Annotated in this window: 11 protein-coding genes; all 11 read right to left on the bottom strand. The window is 34.3% G+C overall.

The window, feature by feature from the left end:
• Window positions 1-88: 88 nt before the first annotated feature.
• Window positions 89-607: a hypothetical protein gene (locus OC526_RS01880; RefSeq protein WP_262121755.1), complete on the bottom strand. Its 519-nt coding sequence runs from the start codon at window positions 605-607 to the stop codon at window positions 89-91.
• Entirely contained in the window at window positions 594-3350 is a 2757-nt protein-coding gene (locus OC526_RS01875; RefSeq protein ID WP_262121753.1) for a hypothetical protein, read from the bottom strand. The genes OC526_RS01880 and OC526_RS01875 overlap by 14 nt, the downstream gene beginning before the upstream one ends.
• A 193-nt stretch (window positions 3351-3543) precedes the next feature.
• Complete coding sequence (locus tag OC526_RS01870) at window positions 3544-5031, bottom strand: hypothetical protein (RefSeq protein WP_262121752.1); 1488 nt, start codon at window positions 5029-5031, stop codon at window positions 3544-3546.
• Complete coding sequence (srtB, locus tag OC526_RS01865) at window positions 5031-5786, bottom strand: class B sortase (RefSeq protein ID WP_262121751.1); 756 nt, start codon at window positions 5784-5786, stop codon at window positions 5031-5033. The genes OC526_RS01870 and srtB overlap by 1 nt, the downstream gene beginning before the upstream one ends.
• Window positions 5787-5933: 147 nt before the next feature.
• Window positions 5934-7004: a Spy0128 family protein gene (locus OC526_RS01860; protein WP_262121749.1), complete on the bottom strand. Its 1071-nt coding sequence runs from the start codon at window positions 7002-7004 to the stop codon at window positions 5934-5936.
• 254 nt (window positions 7005-7258) lie between these two features.
• Window positions 7259-7864, bottom strand: coding sequence for a signal peptidase I (lepB, locus tag OC526_RS01855; RefSeq protein ID WP_262121748.1), 606 nt, complete (start codon window positions 7862-7864; stop codon window positions 7259-7261).
• Window positions 7857-8072, bottom strand: a complete 216-nt coding sequence (locus tag OC526_RS01850; protein ID WP_262121746.1) for a hypothetical protein — start codon at window positions 8070-8072, stop codon at window positions 7857-7859. Before OC526_RS01850 ends, lepB begins: the two co-directional genes overlap by 8 nt.
• The gene (locus OC526_RS01845; RefSeq protein ID WP_262121745.1) at window positions 8065-12741 is read right to left on the bottom strand and encodes an InlB B-repeat-containing protein; all 4677 of its coding nucleotides are present in this window, start codon (window positions 12739-12741) and stop codon (window positions 8065-8067) included. The genes OC526_RS01850 and OC526_RS01845 overlap by 8 nt, the downstream gene beginning before the upstream one ends.
• 319 nt (window positions 12742-13060) lie before the next feature.
• Window positions 13061-13960 carry a class C sortase gene (locus OC526_RS01840; protein WP_262121742.1) on the bottom strand — a complete coding sequence of 300 codons (900 nt, stop codon included), beginning with the start codon at window positions 13958-13960 and terminating at the stop codon, window positions 13061-13063.
• Window positions 13929-14807: a class C sortase gene (locus OC526_RS01835; RefSeq protein WP_262121740.1), complete on the bottom strand. Its 879-nt coding sequence runs from the start codon at window positions 14805-14807 to the stop codon at window positions 13929-13931. The genes OC526_RS01840 and OC526_RS01835 overlap by 32 nt, the downstream gene beginning before the upstream one ends.
• On the bottom strand, window positions 14800-15879 hold the full coding sequence (locus OC526_RS01830; protein WP_262121738.1) for a class C sortase: 1080 nt from the start codon (window positions 15877-15879) through the stop codon (window positions 14800-14802). The genes OC526_RS01835 and OC526_RS01830 overlap by 8 nt, the downstream gene beginning before the upstream one ends.
• Between the last annotated feature and the right edge of the window lie 231 nt (window positions 15880-16110).

The following is a 16110-nucleotide window of genomic DNA, read 5'->3' as shown; positions in this document are numbered from 1 at the left end:
AAGTTTTTAGAATTATTGCTTGCTTTAATTATACCCTAATGAAGCATTTTTAAAATCCAAGTAAAAAAGACCCCAAAGGGTCTTTTGATTATTGTGCTTTTAGTTGGTCTAGAGCTGATTGAGCTCTTTCTAAAAGTGAGTTTGAATTGTCTAATAATTCGTTTAGTTGGTCAGCGTGAGCATTTGCAGTTTCTGGTGAAAGTTCAAATAAGATTTCTACTGCACGTGCACTTGATCTGTTATCAAAAATTGCTTGTTCTAAAGCTTCTACTTTTTGTTCTGTTGTCATGCCTTCTGTAGAAGTTGAAGCAGATTCATTGTTAGCTTCATCTGAATCTTCTTCAGTATTTGCTTGCTCAGCATTTTCTGTAGCTTCTTCTCCTGCATTGTTTTCTTCTGCATTTTCATTTTCAGCTGTATTTTCTGTTGTTTCAGCTGGTGCTTGTGCATTATCATCTGTGTTTTGAGCTTCGTTTGCGTTTTCAGCAGTGTTTTCTTCTACAACTGGTGCATTTGCATCATTGTTTTCATTTTTTACCATGTTGTCGCATCCTGTTAATACTACTGATAATAATAGTGCTGATGCTAGTGTTTTATTTAATTTCATTGTCTTTTCTCCTTTTTGTTTTTTCATTCTTATCTTTATTTTTGCTAGTTAGAGCAAAGGCTCCAAGGGCCACTACTAATAGTGCTGCAACCCCTATTAAAGACTTTATACCCGTTCTTACAATAGATCCTGGATTAATTGTTGCAGGAACTTGTCTAGTTGTTGTAACTGGTGTCGTAGTTGTAGTTGGAACTTGTGTTGTTGTGGTGGTTGTTGCAATTGGAGTGCTGGTTCCATTTAATTTTAAGGCATTTGTAAGTTCAGTTTCTGCAGCTATCAATTCATCCATAGTTGCATTTTCATCTTCTAATGCCTTTAATTTTGCTTCCACAGCTGCTTTCTTATTTGCGTCTGTAATTTGACCGCCTTTATTTTTATAATTTTCTTTAAGTTGATCAACTCTGGCTGCAAATTTATTTCCATCGAGAGCATTTATAGCTTCCATAATTTTATTTGCAACAGCTGTTAATTCTTCTTCACTTGCGTCTTCTTTTTTAAGAATTTCTTTACCTTCTTCGATAGCTTTATCGTAGGCATCCCTAAGTGTTTTTTGTGCCTTTTTATAATTTAAAGAATCTCTTAAGCTTTTGTCACCTTTGATAAAATCTTCAATATTTTGTCTTGGTGATTTTTCTTTTAAATCTTCAGATTCATTTTTATTTTTTATTTTCTCAACTATTGGCTTTATTTCGCTTTGGTTTAATTGATTTGTTAGATAAGTCCTAGCAGCTGCAATATCTGATGCATTATCATTACTTAGTGCTCTTCTCGCAGCTATAATTGCCTCATTTAAATTTTTGCTTTGAGTATCTGATACAGTTACATAATCTGGATGTGCTTGTACTTTTGTAGCTAAATCAATCAATTCTTTTAAGATTTTCTTACTTTCTTCTTGAGCAGAATTGCTAGATTGACCTGCAATCTGTCTTTTGATTTCATTAATTCTATCTACATATTGTTGCGATAGACCCGCATCTTTACTTAGAGTTTCTAAAGTGTCGCTTACTAACTTTATCAAATCCTCATAAGTTTTGATTAGTGCTTTGTCAGCATCTTTTTCACTATTATTTTTTAAATAATATGCATAAGATTGTCTAAATGAAGGTGCTTCGTCTATTAATTCTTTTAATGTAGATGGGTATTTTAATTCTTCTTTATAGCCCAAGTCTGTTAATGCATTGCCAACTTTTATTATGTTTTCATGTAGCTGGTCAAGGCTAACAGATTCGCCATTGGCAATTTTTACTAAAAGCTTGTTGGCATCTGCAATAGCGTTGTCGTATGCTATTTTTTTATCAGAGTCTGCATTTGTATATACTGAATTTTTTGTAACTTGGTCCTTGTTATTTACAAAACCGTGCAATATATTTTTTGCTAGCTCATATATTTTTTGGTCTTCATTTACTGGATTTGCTAACTTATTTTCAGCTTCTTTTATGGTTTGAATAGCTGCATTGTATTGAGCATCTGTAGATTTACTGTTATTGTAAATATTTTTTGCAGTTGTTATTGCATCATCATAAGCTTTTTTAGCAGCATCACTTGCTGATTTGTAAGGGTCTTTTGCCCTATAATCATCAGCATTATTTATTAAATCATTAAGATTTTCTTTTGGTGTTTTTTGACTAGGATTTTGATCAATTGTTTTTGTTTCAACTGGAGCTAGGGCTAGTTTTGCTAGGTTTAGGTTGTTTAATGCTTTTTCTAACTCATCTTCATTTGTACTATTTTTAGAAATCAACTCATTAGCCCTAGCTTTTGCAATATCGTATGTTAATTGAGCAGTTTTTCCTGCTTTATCATAGCTACTAGGTTTATTAGCTGTTTCATTTTTAATAGATACTATTAATCTGCTAGCTTTTGTATTTTGTGAATTTACTACTGTAAGTGCATCATTATAGGCCTCATTTAATTTTTTATAAGCTGTATTTAGTTGTTCTTCAGTAGAATTTTTATTTTCAAATACTTCCTTAGCACTTGTTGACGCATTTGTTAAGTCTACTGTATTTTGAGGACTTAGTTTTGAATAGTCTGTTGTTTCAGAAAAATCTCTAACTTCGTTTATAAGATTTCCTAATTTTTTAAATGTTTTACCATATATTGCATTATTTGGTGGAGTTATTTTCTCAATTTCTTCATTTGACAATGATGAATTGTTAGCATCTAGATTGTTATCGCTAATAACATCATTGATAGTTTGAGCTAATGTTTTATTAGCCGAATTGATTTCATCTGCATCTATTTCTAAGTTATTTTCGTCAGACTTTGCAGAATTAATTGCATTTGCTAATTTATCCTTATCAGCTTTTGATACATTAGAATTATTTGCAATAACATTTGATAACTTTTCTGCAATAGCAATTGTAGAGCTTAGTCCTTCACGTTGTTTGTATGTAGAAATAGAATTCGCTCCAAGACTTGCTTTTGCATCGTTGATTTTCTTAATATATTCTTGAATTTCAGTAGCAGTAGTTTGCTCATTTGCACTTGCAGCTGCTTTAACCGCATTATCGTAATTAGCTTTCTCAGTTTTTGAAGAGTTATTATAACTTGCTGACTTATGAACATTATCTTCTTCATCAACTAAAACTTTTAGACTTTGTAAATCATTATTATTTTGACTCTCCTCACCAATTTGACTAGCATATGCCACAGAACTAATCGCATTATTTCCCAGAGGAGCTATGGCCCCGATGGATAGTGCTAGAGCAAGAGTTCCTACATATAATTTTTTGTTTTTCATTTTCTAGCTCCTAATTTTCTTTAAACTTAAGTCTATTACTTAATCATAGTTGAGTAAATTATACAATATTTAGCAACTTTTGTCAAAATTTCTAGTTAGCAAAATTACTTTAAAAGCTTGATATTTCAAGCTTTGTCGAAAAAGCTATCAAATGTATAAAAAAACTCTAAGGATTACTCCCTAGAGTTGAATTTTAAACTTGATGTGATTTTTTTCTTTTTTGATCTTCTAATTTATAAAGTACAAGAGCGGACATAATCATAATAATTAACCACATTCCTATACTTTCTATGCCAGTTTTTACACGGTCACTTGCATTTCTGTTTTTGCCATTTTTTCTAAAAGCATTGACGTCTTCACTATCATCTGAATTTTGATTATCAGCTTTTGGAGTTCTTTTCTCTTTAACTGGTTTTGCATTTTGGTCATTATCTTCATTTCCATTAGGTGGGCTTACATTTTTGTCTTTATTAGCCTTATCCACATCCTCCTTATCATCTTCTTCATTTGGTCTTTTTTCATCTTCTATTGGAACTTTAGGATTTTCAGGATTGTAAGGAATTTCTGGGAATAAATTGTCCCACCACCATGGTTTTTGTTGTGGTGGCTTTTCTACTGCTTTATCAGGATTTGTTGGGTCAAATGTTTTTCCTGGATATAATATTTCCCACCACCAAGGCTCAGTTGGTCTTGTAGTATCAACAGCTTTTGTTGGATTTTCTGGGTCTGTTGGATCAATTGGTGGCTTTTGAGGATCGAAGTCTTCATCGGTTATTTTATCCCACCACCATGGTTTTTCGCCTTCAATTATTTTAGGCGGATTGGCTGGTGTGATTGGATTTTCTGTTTTGTCAGAATCAGTCGGACTCCATGGCCATGGCAGCCAAGGTTCTGGTTGTTTCGGATTACTTGGTTTTGGATATTCTGGCCAATAATCATCTGACCTGCCTGGAACAGGTGGTTTTGATGGATTTATTGGGTCATTTTCTTTGTCTGAGTCGCTTGGTTCTGTTGGATAAATCGGCGTATTATCTTCATTCCTATCTGGATTTGTAGGATCTGTTGGTCTATTTGGTTGGCTTGGCAGGTATGGATTTATTGGATTGTTAGGATCATATGGATACCATGGGTTGTTTGGATGAAATGGGTGATATGGGTCGCTAGGATATACAATTTCTCCATTATTTTTATGAATATGTGGATCATCATTTACAAAAGTGATTTTTGATTGTTTATTTGCATTCAAATCATTTGCATCGTATTTATTTTCATTGTAAGCATAAGCTGTTGTTATCAAGCCATCTGGTCCATTTTGTACAAAAAATATTAATCTGTAATTTGATTTATCAAATGTAACTGTCCTGCCTTCTTCTTTAAAATCCTGATTAGTCTGATAAATTAGATATTCATATTTGCCAGCTTTTGTAAAGTTTGGTTGGTAAAATTCTATTTTATAATCACCCGGATAGTTAAATGAACTTACGCTTGGCTCTGGTGCACCGTTTTGAGCTTGGATAATAACATTTGCAAAGTGGGGACTATTTGCCCATTTTTGGCCTTCATAATTCCACTCCACAGATATAGGGACACTTATTTTTTCGGCTGCCTTTGCCATAGAAAATGGAAATAATATTATCATCGCCATTAATATTAATTTTTCTAATTTTTTTAATGATTTCATTATTTATCTCCATTCATAGGTCTTATTACACCGAGGACAACAGTTCTACCATTTGTAGTTGCCTTCTCACAGGTTGATAAAGCAATTATTCTGTCATTTCCAATATTAATGTCTCTTTCATGCAGCTTTGTTTTTCTAGCATGTTCAATCAGAGCTTGCCTATTATCCATGGATGCAATTGACGATGGATTAAAAATCACACTATCATAGGCATCTATTTTGCTAACCATAAATATTTCTATGCGATAGGTTTCTTTTGGTAAGAAAAGTGTGCCAGTTTTGTGTTTGTCAAAATAATCTTTTTTTTCAAATAAAACCACATCCCCAAACATCCCACCCTGGTCCATATGGTGGCCATATAAAAGTGAATAGGGATCTTTGAATTCCTTATTATTTCTATAATCTAGGAATATTGCACCACTTAAGGCGAACTTTTTGTAAACATCTTTGTTTACATATTCCATATTATCTTCACCCTGGACTACTGGATGGTCTATATTTGTATCATCGATAGTAACCCAAGCTACTACATCTTCATTTATCTTCATCAAGTCCCACAGAGTAGGATTTTCGCCATCTTCGGTAATTTGAGGTTTATATTTTAAAAGATCATCTCCAGCAAATCCACCCCTAAAAAGCATATATGAATTCCATAGGGAGTATCCTGCAAAAAGCATGACCAATATTAAGATTATTGCGACCATACGGTCTAATATTTTCTCGCCAATGCGCGATATATTTGCTACTGTTTGCAAATTGCTTGCTCCTTTCTTTGGAATTGATTTATTAATCTCAAGCCTTGGGTTTTGGTATAAAAAAATAATTGTTTGGTAGTCCCTTCCCGGGACTAGGGGCCGTTTTTAATCTGGCGGGATTTTAATTTTTGATATTTTTTCTAATTATTAAGCAAGTTCTTCTTCTTTATCTCTATTGAAGTATACGAAGAATACAATTCCTGCTGCTGCGATTGCTAGTATAAATGGTGCGATGTTTTCTATAAGACCTGTTGGGATTTCAGCTTTTCTGCTGTTTGTCCATTGAATAGTATCTCCACCTGCTGCAACAGTAAAAGATGCATCAGTTACAGGTAATGAATGATTTTTTATTACATCGGCTCCATTGTAAGTTGCAGTAGCTTCATAGCCGCCATAGTTATTCGAATCAGTTTCTGATACCGCTAGTTTATCTCCAGCAGCTAGACCTTCAATTTTAATTGTGCTACCATTTGTCATTTGTGTAGATGATATACCTTTTCCTGTGGTTACTTGGCCTGTTTTTGCAGTACCAGAGGCATCTGTTATTGTATAAGATACTGTCTTGTCTGTAGCTGAACTAACTACAATATTAAATGTAAACTGATCAGATAGGTTGGCTTGGTTACCACTGATTGTTTTTGTAAGTGTAATATCTTGAGTTTCTAATTTGTTCTCAAAATTCAAATTAGCTTTTTGACCGTTTTCAGAAACTATGAAATATTCAACTTTTCTATCAGTACCATTTGTTGTTGTTACAAATGCATCAACAGTCATTGTACTAGGATCTTTTGTAATACCAGCAATTGTTGTATCATTTTCTGTTATGTTAAATCTATAAACACCAGGCAGTACATTATTTACAGCAGCTTGGTCAATATTAACTGTAAGTTCTCCCTCTTTAACACCAGGTTGTAATGTTAATGCACCTGAATTTTGAAGTGATAAGAAGTTAGCAGCTGGTCTAGATGTGTAACCTGTATATGCGCCATCCGGAGCTTTATCTGGTGTAACTGTAAAGTTAAAAGTACCACCACCAAAGTAGTTACCACCTGTAACAGTTTTCTTAAGAGTTGGTGCTTCAGTTGACGCTTTTGTGCTGTTTTCTCCGTTTATTGGATCTGTTGCTGCTGCAAATGCATTCCCAGCAAATGCACCAAATGATAATGTTGCTGCTAATGCAACACCTGTTACTTTTTTGAAAATATTGTTTAAATTCATTAATTTTTTTCTCCTATTTTTATTTTTCCTAAGCTTAATTGGTATCTCATTTATGAGACCCTTCTACTCCGCTATCGCTGCGCTCAGGGTGACAGCGTGGGATTATACGTTTTTACATGCTTTAAAACTTTCTCATGCTCACTAGTTTGTCATTTCGACCGGAGCGAAGCGTAGTGGAGAAATCTTTTTTTGAAAATCTTTGTTATATACCGAAATTCTCAGATGATAATTCTCCATGTAATTGATAATTCCAATTAAAATTTACTTCTTCTATAAAGGGCGAATACTTTTCCCTTTATTTCATCTCTTTCAACTGGTCCAAAGTATCTAGAGTCTTTGGCACCTTTTCTCATATCTCCTAAGGCGAAAACTTCATTTTCTTTTAGTTTCATTGGGAATTTGATATCAATTGTTGTTTCGTCGTATTCCCTTGTTGGGTAGAAAATATTTGTTTCTGCCTGATATGATCCGTTTATTATCAACTGTCCTTCATCAGAGATGTCTACTTCATCTCCACCACTTGCTACTATTCGTAGCGCATAGTCTGCATCATTCTTACCTACCACTACTACATCACCCACATAGAAGTCTCTATCGAGTCTATAGTACATCAACAAGTCACTTGGTACCATTTTTGGAAACATATCATCATTATAGACTACGAAAAATCCAAAAATGAAAGTGAACAACAACCATAATACTAAGATAATAAGAAATAATTTCTTAAAAAAACCTTTAATTGCATTTTTATTTGAGACATTAACTCGCTTTTGTCTGATGATTTTATTAATATTTGTAAAATCGACAGGATCTAGCGAGGTTTTACTATCCGCATGAGTTACTTTTATTTTTTCACTCATTGCTATTCTCTCTTAATGCTTTTAGTTCTCTATTCTTGTCATCTAGTAGAGTTTCATATTTAATCTGTTGATTTTTAAAAGCCTCGGCATAGAGATCTGAGAGCTGCTGGACTTTTGCCAACACATCTGCCTCAGACACTCCGCCTAAAGTTTGTTTTTTAAACTTAAGATTTTCTAAATATTGTTCTATTTTTTCTAATTCATTCATCAATCCCCCCTGCTACTTTATCTTTTTTGTAAAATCTATATGCAAAGGCCATAATAGCTAGGGCTAGCATTATAGCCATAGGGGCTATGTTATCGATTATGCCTGTAGGTGGCGGTATGGGTTGAGTTTCAAATATGACTTCTATATCTCCAACTAAAGAATCTAAACTAAAGGTTTTACTATTATGAATAGAATCTTTATACTTATATTTTACCAATCGATCAGATAATGACTCAATACTTATATTGCTTCCATAAGGAATTTCAACATCTACTGATGCACCATTTTCTATTGTATAGACCTTTTCATAAGTTTTACCTTCTAAGGTATATGAAACTTTGAATTTTTTATCATTATCTGTGATGTAATCGCCTATAACATCATTTCTAATAGTTACTTTGTATTTGTCTCTTTCCCATATACCATAGAGAATGTTTGGCGTGTTTTCATCTGTGATCATAACTTCTTGGTCAGGCTTAAAAATCCTACCTTGAGTTGGATCTTCAGTTGTGGACCAGCCTAAAAATGTAAACCCAGTTGTATTTGTAGCTCTTGGCTGTGGTAATTTTATGATGTCATTATTTCTTAAATCTTCAGTTGGTCTATTATCATTTATACCACTTGGCAAATTTGATGGTTTATTTCGAGATTCATAGACTATATCATCTAACTTACTACCATTTGGAGCGATTTCTTTAAGGGTAAGTTTTGTAACCCTAAACTCGTTAAATACCGGCTTAAACATAATATTACCTATTACATTTACTATATCTCCTGGTCGGTAGATTTTATTAAGCATATTTGGATCTGTGACACTAGTAAATTCTGAATTTTTATCTATGACCCAACCTTCAAAAACTTTATCTTTTGGCATTGATAGTTGTTTGCCAGTTGGATTATCTTTATCAGGTGGGAACCTATAGTCATTGTTTACATATGGTGGTATGACTATGGCTTCAGCATTGTTTACATAGTCGTTTGGGTCTGTGTAGATATAGTCGGTGCCGCCTTCTTGAGGAGCCTTGTACTTGACTCTATAAATTTGTGATAGAGGTCTAAATTCATCCCCCACTGGAGCTAGCCAAACAGGATATAAAAATAAATCGCTATATACAGGATCATTAAAGTTGTATTCTGTCAGTGTTCCGTTGATATATGCATACCACCTAAGCTCTGATCCTTGGGTTTGTTGGGCAACGGGAGGTTTGTCAGCGCTAAGCTTAGTCCTATCTACCGTATTTCCCCTTTTTACTTTTAGTTCAATAACACCTGCATCGGGGTTGTTTCTTTGTTTATATGCTCTAACTGTATATATTGGCTCTTCCCATTTGGCGTATAATTTTAAGTCATTGTCGGGCATGGTCATAGTTTTTAGGTCTACAGGATTGCCCGCACCGTTGGAATTATCAAACCATCCAGCAAATATTTTGCCTTCACCATTTTTTGTTTGCCCAATTATATAATTTTCTGGGGCGTATTTAGCCAAGGATGAATCATAGAGAATGTTATCTCTTACGATATCAGGTCCATTACCATTGGTAGCAAAAGTTAGCGTATGTCTATTTCTTTGATAGAAAACCCATACCTCATTTTGTTCAGACGTTTTACCATCTGCGTGCCTTGTGCTTGGTCTAGCAAAGTCATTTCCTGGTCTTTCTACATATTTGTAGGTATAGCCTGGTATTATTTCTCCACCAGTATAACCTTGAAGTGATGAGCTTAATTGAGATGTTTTTGCATCAAGTCTTATTAGCTGATTGGTCTCAACATCTATGATTCTCACATTCCATTCATTCTTACCTTCACGCCAGGCTAGTAGTTGGTAGTTATTTTTTGGCATCCTTGGAGGACTAGTAACAGTCTGACCAGCAATACCATTTTCCTTAAAAGTGTAACCTGAAGGCAACTTTCTTAGAGCTTCTTCGAAATAAGGTTTGGTATCTGCTCCCCATTTTAAGTCTACTTTTACAACGTCAGTCTCATAGAAAACATATGACTCAAAAATTCTAAATGTGAATCTATCCCTATCATAGTAGAGATTGATCTCTGTGGAGTCATCCCCTCTTATGATTTTTCGTTCATCAGCTCGAACATAGTGTATCTTTTCATTATTCATTGTTGAAGCTGGTAGCTTATAAGTGCTTGAATCAGCATTTGTGTATGTTCCTGCATTAGCAGTTCTTGTTTCCGATTTATAGAGGGAGTAGCCACTGTCATCTGCGTTTTCCATAAAATGGTTGATAGTGTATTTAACCACCCTAGGAGTCCACACGGCATAAAGGGTCATGTCTTTGGTGATAGGGGTGTTTGCATTGAATTGCCTTCCATTTGGTGAAGTCGACCAGTATTTAAAGTCATAGCCTGGCCTTACTGGTTTTGTCAAATCATTTAAATTTAGTTTGTTTCCACTATATACCACTTGATTATTTACATGGGTTCCACCTTGGGAATCAAAGGTGACTGTAAGTGCTTTTTTAAATACTGCATATAGGTTAAGTTTAACGAAATTGTCTGCGCCCTGTACACTTTGGATATAGCCCTTTGTGATTGGAGTGTTAAAATCAAAAGCTGTGCTTCCTTCTGGCTTTGTAGCCCAGTGTGAGAATACAGTTCCACTTTCTCCTGGGAGTACTGGTACATCTTCTGTTGTAACCTTACTGCCTAGTGGTATTTCCTTTGTGGATAGGACTTCATTCACATATCTTATACTGCCATCACTATTTTTAACTTCTTTTCTATCTATAAAGTTGATATAGGCAACATCTGGATACTTTCCCTTTAGGTATATGATTTTAGGAGATGATTCTGTTACAGCAACTGGTTTATCAAAGTCAAATTTCTCACCTAAAGTATCAGTTTCTATATCATAATAATGCCAGCCTTCAAACTTACCCTTATAGCTAAAGATAGGTAGTTCTGGTTCAATAAGTTTTTCACCATCTCTAATTGTTTGGGTATCCCACACTTCTCTTTCACCTTTTTCATTTTTGTTTAAAAATACAAATGTGATAGCGCGAGCCTCTGGTGATGTAACGGCATAAATCGAGAAGCTTTCTGCCTTAAAAGTTACTGTATCCTTGCTTTTGTTTTCTACACTAATCTTTTCTTCTGGAGCAAATTTATTTTCTTTATGATATACATCTACTTCATCTGCTTCTTTTATCTTTTGATTTGTGATTTGAACTTGGATGTCATTTTTTTCTGTGACTTTGTATTCATCATCATTTTCATCAAAGATTGTAATATCATAAGCAGCTAGGACTTCCTTGCCCTCAATTGTGATTTCTACTGGATATGCTTTTACTTTTGTATATCCAGGTAGCTTACCTGAAAGTTTTATCCTTGTTTGATCATCTGCTTTTTGCCCATAAGAGCTATCTGTGTATATTTCTGCTAAAACTTGTTGATATGTTAGTTTTTCTTCTATCTCTTCGTTAGTTTCAGATTTTTCGATATTTCCTTTACTAGTTTCTTTATCTAATTCTTCATTTTTGTTAGATTCTGTAGTAGCATCTGTTTTAACTTCTGAACCTTCTTCTTTCTCATCAGTTACTTGTAAGTCAGTGGTAAGATTTTCTGATTGATTGTCTTCTTTTACAGTTTCTTCATTATTAGATGTTTCTTCACTATTTTCTTCATCTACTGGTTTTTCATTTTCTAAATTACCAGCAAAGGTATCTAATAAGTCTTTTTTCCAATCTACTAGTTCTAGGTCTGATGAGGTTTTTTCATCTGCTTTTTCATTGCTGGCTTCAGTATCTTGTTTTTCAATCGCCGAATTTGTTAAGCTATCTAACATGTCTTTTGGTTTTTCAATTTCTTTTTCGGCTAAGTTTTTTTCATTAACTTCTTTTTTATCTTCAGTCGATAAGAATGGAGATTTTTCTTCTTCACCTGTTTTTTCTATCTGAGTTTGTTTTTCTTCTTTTTCAATATCTTTGGCAATAGCAAATTCATCTGCTCTGCTATCCACTTTTACTTTGTCAGATAGTTTTGAAAAATCCCTTGTTTCTGTAAATCTAACATTATTCTTATTTTTTTCGTAAATGTAAATTTTATCTAAGTCTGATATTTTTTCTGATCTTATTTCAATCTCGTACTCATCAGCAAGATTTTTATCATATAGATTGCCATCTTTATCAAATATTCCAAATCCAAATCCAAGTACATTTACTTTTTCCATATCTGTAACTGCATTTTGGATTTCGTAGGCTTTTATTGTGCCATTTTCTGGCATTTGTCCAGTGATTTTGATGTCGATGTCTTCATTTGATATTGTATAGTAGGAACTGTCTTCGTATAAATCCACATCAACAGATTTTTTGACTATTTTTACTTTTTCTTCTATTTCTTCTTCTAAATTTTCTTCTGTTGTTGTTTCTTTTTTAGTTTCTTCTTCAGCTTGTATTCCTGATTTCTCTTTTTCCGTTTTTGTTTCTACTGGAGAATTTTCATTAATTTCTTCAGTTTTATCAGGAATATCAAGTTTTGTGTCGCTTATTTCGTTTGGTTTTTCATCATTTCCTACTTCATCGATTTTTTCATTCATGATAGTTGGATTTTCTTCTATTTCTGCACTTGCATATGATTTGCTTGCTGCAAGTGGAGCAATAGTTGATGAAACTAGCATTGAAAAAGCCATAATTGCGGACATTAACTTATATTTCAAACTTAACAGTCCCCCTTTCTTTATTTTTTAGCATTTATATATTAATATTATTAATTTAAATTTTAATTTCTTTTATTTCTAACATAATTACTTTACCATTTTTTTGTTCACATTTCAAACATATTTCGAAATTATTATTAAAATTTTACATTAGAAAAATATTGGAATTTCAAGATTATTGTAGGAAAACATTTATCATAGTATTTTAGTATGAATTGTGGCTAATATTTTATAAGTATACTATAAAATTTTCACTTGTCATCATGAATTTTAAAAATTTTTTGCAATAAAAGAACCTTGCAATAGTACAAGGTTTCTTTTATTTTGCATATGCAATATTTACTTTTAGTCTTCTAATAAATCTAATCAGTGTTAATATGAATAATATTGTACCGAGGATAGAAAAGATTAAGGTTGCTATCCTAGTTATTTTTACCATATTATCTGTCTTGCCATCTGCGTCTTCATTTTGACTTGCTGGCAAGTCTTTGTCTGGAATATTAAATTCTTCGGCAATAGCGCTTTCATCCCTATAGCAGTTAATTAATAGCCTGTTTGGTCTTGGTGGCATAAATGGACTACATGTCAAAAGAGTTATGATGTCTTCTTCGCCTCGTGGAGCTAATTTGTCCCAATCGTAGGGTCCGATGACTTCTTTGTCATGGACTACATATCTCATAGTTTCTTCTGCACGTTCTATATAAACATAGTCACCTGCTTGTAGTTGGTCTACATATAAAAACATAGTATCTGTCCACCATCCCCTGTGGCCAGCTATTACTGATCTAGTTCCTGCCCCACCTATGGGGATTGATGTTCCATCTACTTGGGCAACTCCTAGAGAAATGTGCTCTAAGCTTGCATCAAGATATAGTGGTAAGTGCTTGTCTAATTTTGGTATGGAAAGATAGGCAAATGGTGTGTTTGTTTTGGTAAATTTTTCGTATTTAGTTTGATAGTCTTCTGCAGTGAATGGATCTGAAACTGTTACATCAGAATTTTTTACAACTTCGTTGTATTCCTCTGCGTTTTGAGTCTCTGTTGCTACCTCTTCGGCTGACCTTTTTGTCTGCAATTCTTCGAATCTTTTTCTGGAGGCTAGGGCTGAGTAATCATTATAAGTTCTTCTAATTAGTGGTATTGTTACAAAAAGCAAGCCTAAAAGAATTAGCAAATATCCAATTGTACTACTTTTTGTAAGTCTTAATCGATTCTTCAATAGTTTTTACCTCCGTACTTAGTGTTTTTCTTCTCCTGCTTTCTCTAATTACAATTATTAGCAAAAGAGCAATAATTGGCAAGAGAATAAGAAATAATTGCAAGAAATCTGGGGCTAGTCTTTTGACATTTGCTACCCCATCATCAATAGCTGCTTGGTAGGGGATTCTGTGACCTCTTACCAATAGCCTGTGCGAATTAATCATATATGGTGTACAGGTTAGCAGTGTTGCATAGTCCTTGCCCTCTTCTACCAAAACAGGATTGAAATCTGATGGATCAACCACTTGGATTTTATCTACTTGATAGGCCAAAGTGCCTTCTATATTATGGATATAAAACACATCCCCTTCTACAAGTTGGTCTAGATTTCTGAAAAGTTTGGCATTTGGAAGTCCCCTATGGCCGGTGACAACAGCATGGGTGCTAGTTCCACCGATAGGTAATGATGTGCCTTCCAAGTGGCCAAGTCCTTTTTCCAAAACCTCATCTGTTGTACCAGCATAGATTGGTAAGTCTTGTCCTATTCTTGGAATTTCAACGTGCCCTAGCATTTCATTTACTTCTAGCATACGGGCGTATTCCTTACGTCCTGCTTTTTCTTCTTCAGTAAATGGGTCGGATAAACGCGATGGATCTAGGGTGTCGTTATAGGCACGGGCTAGGTCCATACGTCTTTTAACTTCTTCTTTGTCGATAGATTCTGTTTCTTTTCTAAATTCTACGACCTCATTACCAGATTCAATCTCATAATATTTTTGACTGATAAGGGGATAAGCAAATATCAATAGTCCAAGCAAAAAGATTAGGGCAAAGGGTAAGTTTTTCTTTAACCTATCCTTATTCATCTATGTCACCCTTTGTCTTATTAGAATCATCTGTATTTCGCATTTGCTCAAACATATCTGATCCACCTTGGTAAGAACCATATCCTTTGTTAGAAGAACTATTCATAAACATATTTTTAAGATTTTCTTGCTCTTTGCGTATTTCTTCTAGGCGTTTGTAATAATCTTTATTTTCTTTTCTTAATTTTATTAGCCTTATAATTAGTACTAAAATCAAGAATAAAGCTACGAAAAATAATATTCTAAACATCCAATTTGCCTTATTAGTCCTTATTAATTCCTCATCAACTGCTGGTACATATGGTACCCTGTGTCCTCTTACAATTAGCCTGTGGGTATTTATCATAAGTGGTGTACATGTCAGCAAGGTCACATAATCGTGTCCTGGTGCTACGACTAGGTCATCAAAATTTGATGGTTCGATAACTTTGACTTGGTCTACTTGGTAGGCCATAACCCCTTCGATATTGTGAACATAAAATTTGTCCCCAATTTCTAGCTCTCTAAGATTTGTAAAAAGAGTTGCTTCTGGTAAACCTGAATGGGCTGTTATAACTGCGTGGGTGCTATTGCCTCCAACAGGTAAGGAAGTACCTTCCAAGTGGCCTGCGCCTTTTTGTAAGATATCCTCACTTGTACCAGCATAAATTGGTAAGTCTTGGTTGATACGTGGGACTTCAATATGACCAATCATCTCTGCTACTTCCAGCATTCGGGCGTACTCTTTGCGGCCCTCTTCTTGTTTTTCCCTAGTATATGGGTCATCAGCGATTTTCCCAGACAAGGATTCGTTATAAGCGTGGGCCAAATCCATTCGTCTTTTTACTTCTTCTGTAGATAGGTCTTCTGTTCCAGATTTGAAAGTATCGACCTGCTCTGTAGAGTCAATACGATAATAAAGTCTGTTTATAAGTGGGTATAGCATTATGACTATGCCAAGTAAAAATATTAGTCGCCAAGCCCACTTAGAAGCCTTGGATTGTGGCTTTTTTTTCTTTTTTGTTTTTTTATTTGGATTTGACTTATCCTCTATTGGTTTTTCTTGTGCTCGTTTTTTCTTTTTAAAAGCCATAGTGCCTCTCGATTTCATTAAAAAAGGTGCTTTTGCCTAAGCACCTTTGAGCGGTTTTTATTATAAATTTTCCGCTATTATTCTGCATTTAATTTTAATTTGGTATTATTTGTAATTAGACTACAAACTTAACACTTCGCAAATTGGAGGGCCACTTTAAGGGGGTTCCGATACCCCCTCCAAAGTACCCTCCAAACCACCCCGCAAACTTCACCCCTAAACGGCCCCTTC

Source organism: Anaerococcus sp. Marseille-Q5996 (assembly GCF_946893725.1).
Lineage (GTDB): Bacteria > Bacillota > Clostridia > Tissierellales > Peptoniphilaceae > Anaerococcus > Anaerococcus martiniensis.
Note: the sequence above shows the minus strand (reverse complement) of the source record. Positions and strands in the feature narration are given on the sequence as shown.

Bases quoted from the DNA above. Each gene is read 5' to 3' on its own strand.
- OC526_RS01870 (WP_262121752.1), bottom strand. From the start codon at position 5,031: ATGAAATCATTAAAAAAATTAGAAAAATTAATATTAATGGCGATGATA.
- OC526_RS01860 (WP_262121749.1), bottom strand. From the start codon at position 7,004: ATGAATTTAAACAATATTTTCAAAAAAGTAACAGGTGTTGCATTAGCA.
- OC526_RS01880 (WP_262121755.1), bottom strand. From the start codon at position 607: ATGAAATTAAATAAAACACTAGCATCAGCACTATTATTATCAGTAGTA.
- OC526_RS01830 (WP_262121738.1), bottom strand. From the start codon at position 15,879: ATGGCTTTTAAAAAGAAAAAACGAGCACAAGAAAAACCAATAGAGGAT.
- OC526_RS01875 (WP_262121753.1), bottom strand. From the start codon at position 3,350: ATGAAAAACAAAAAATTATATGTAGGAACTCTTGCTCTAGCACTATCC.
- OC526_RS01835 (WP_262121740.1), bottom strand. From the start codon at position 14,807: ATGAATAAGGATAGGTTAAAGAAAAACTTACCCTTTGCCCTAATCTTT.
- OC526_RS01850 (WP_262121746.1), bottom strand. From the start codon at position 8,072: ATGAATGAATTAGAAAAAATAGAACAATATTTAGAAAATCTTAAGTTT.
- lepB (WP_262121748.1), bottom strand. From the start codon at position 7,864: ATGAGTGAAAAAATAAAAGTAACTCATGCGGATAGTAAAACCTCGCTA.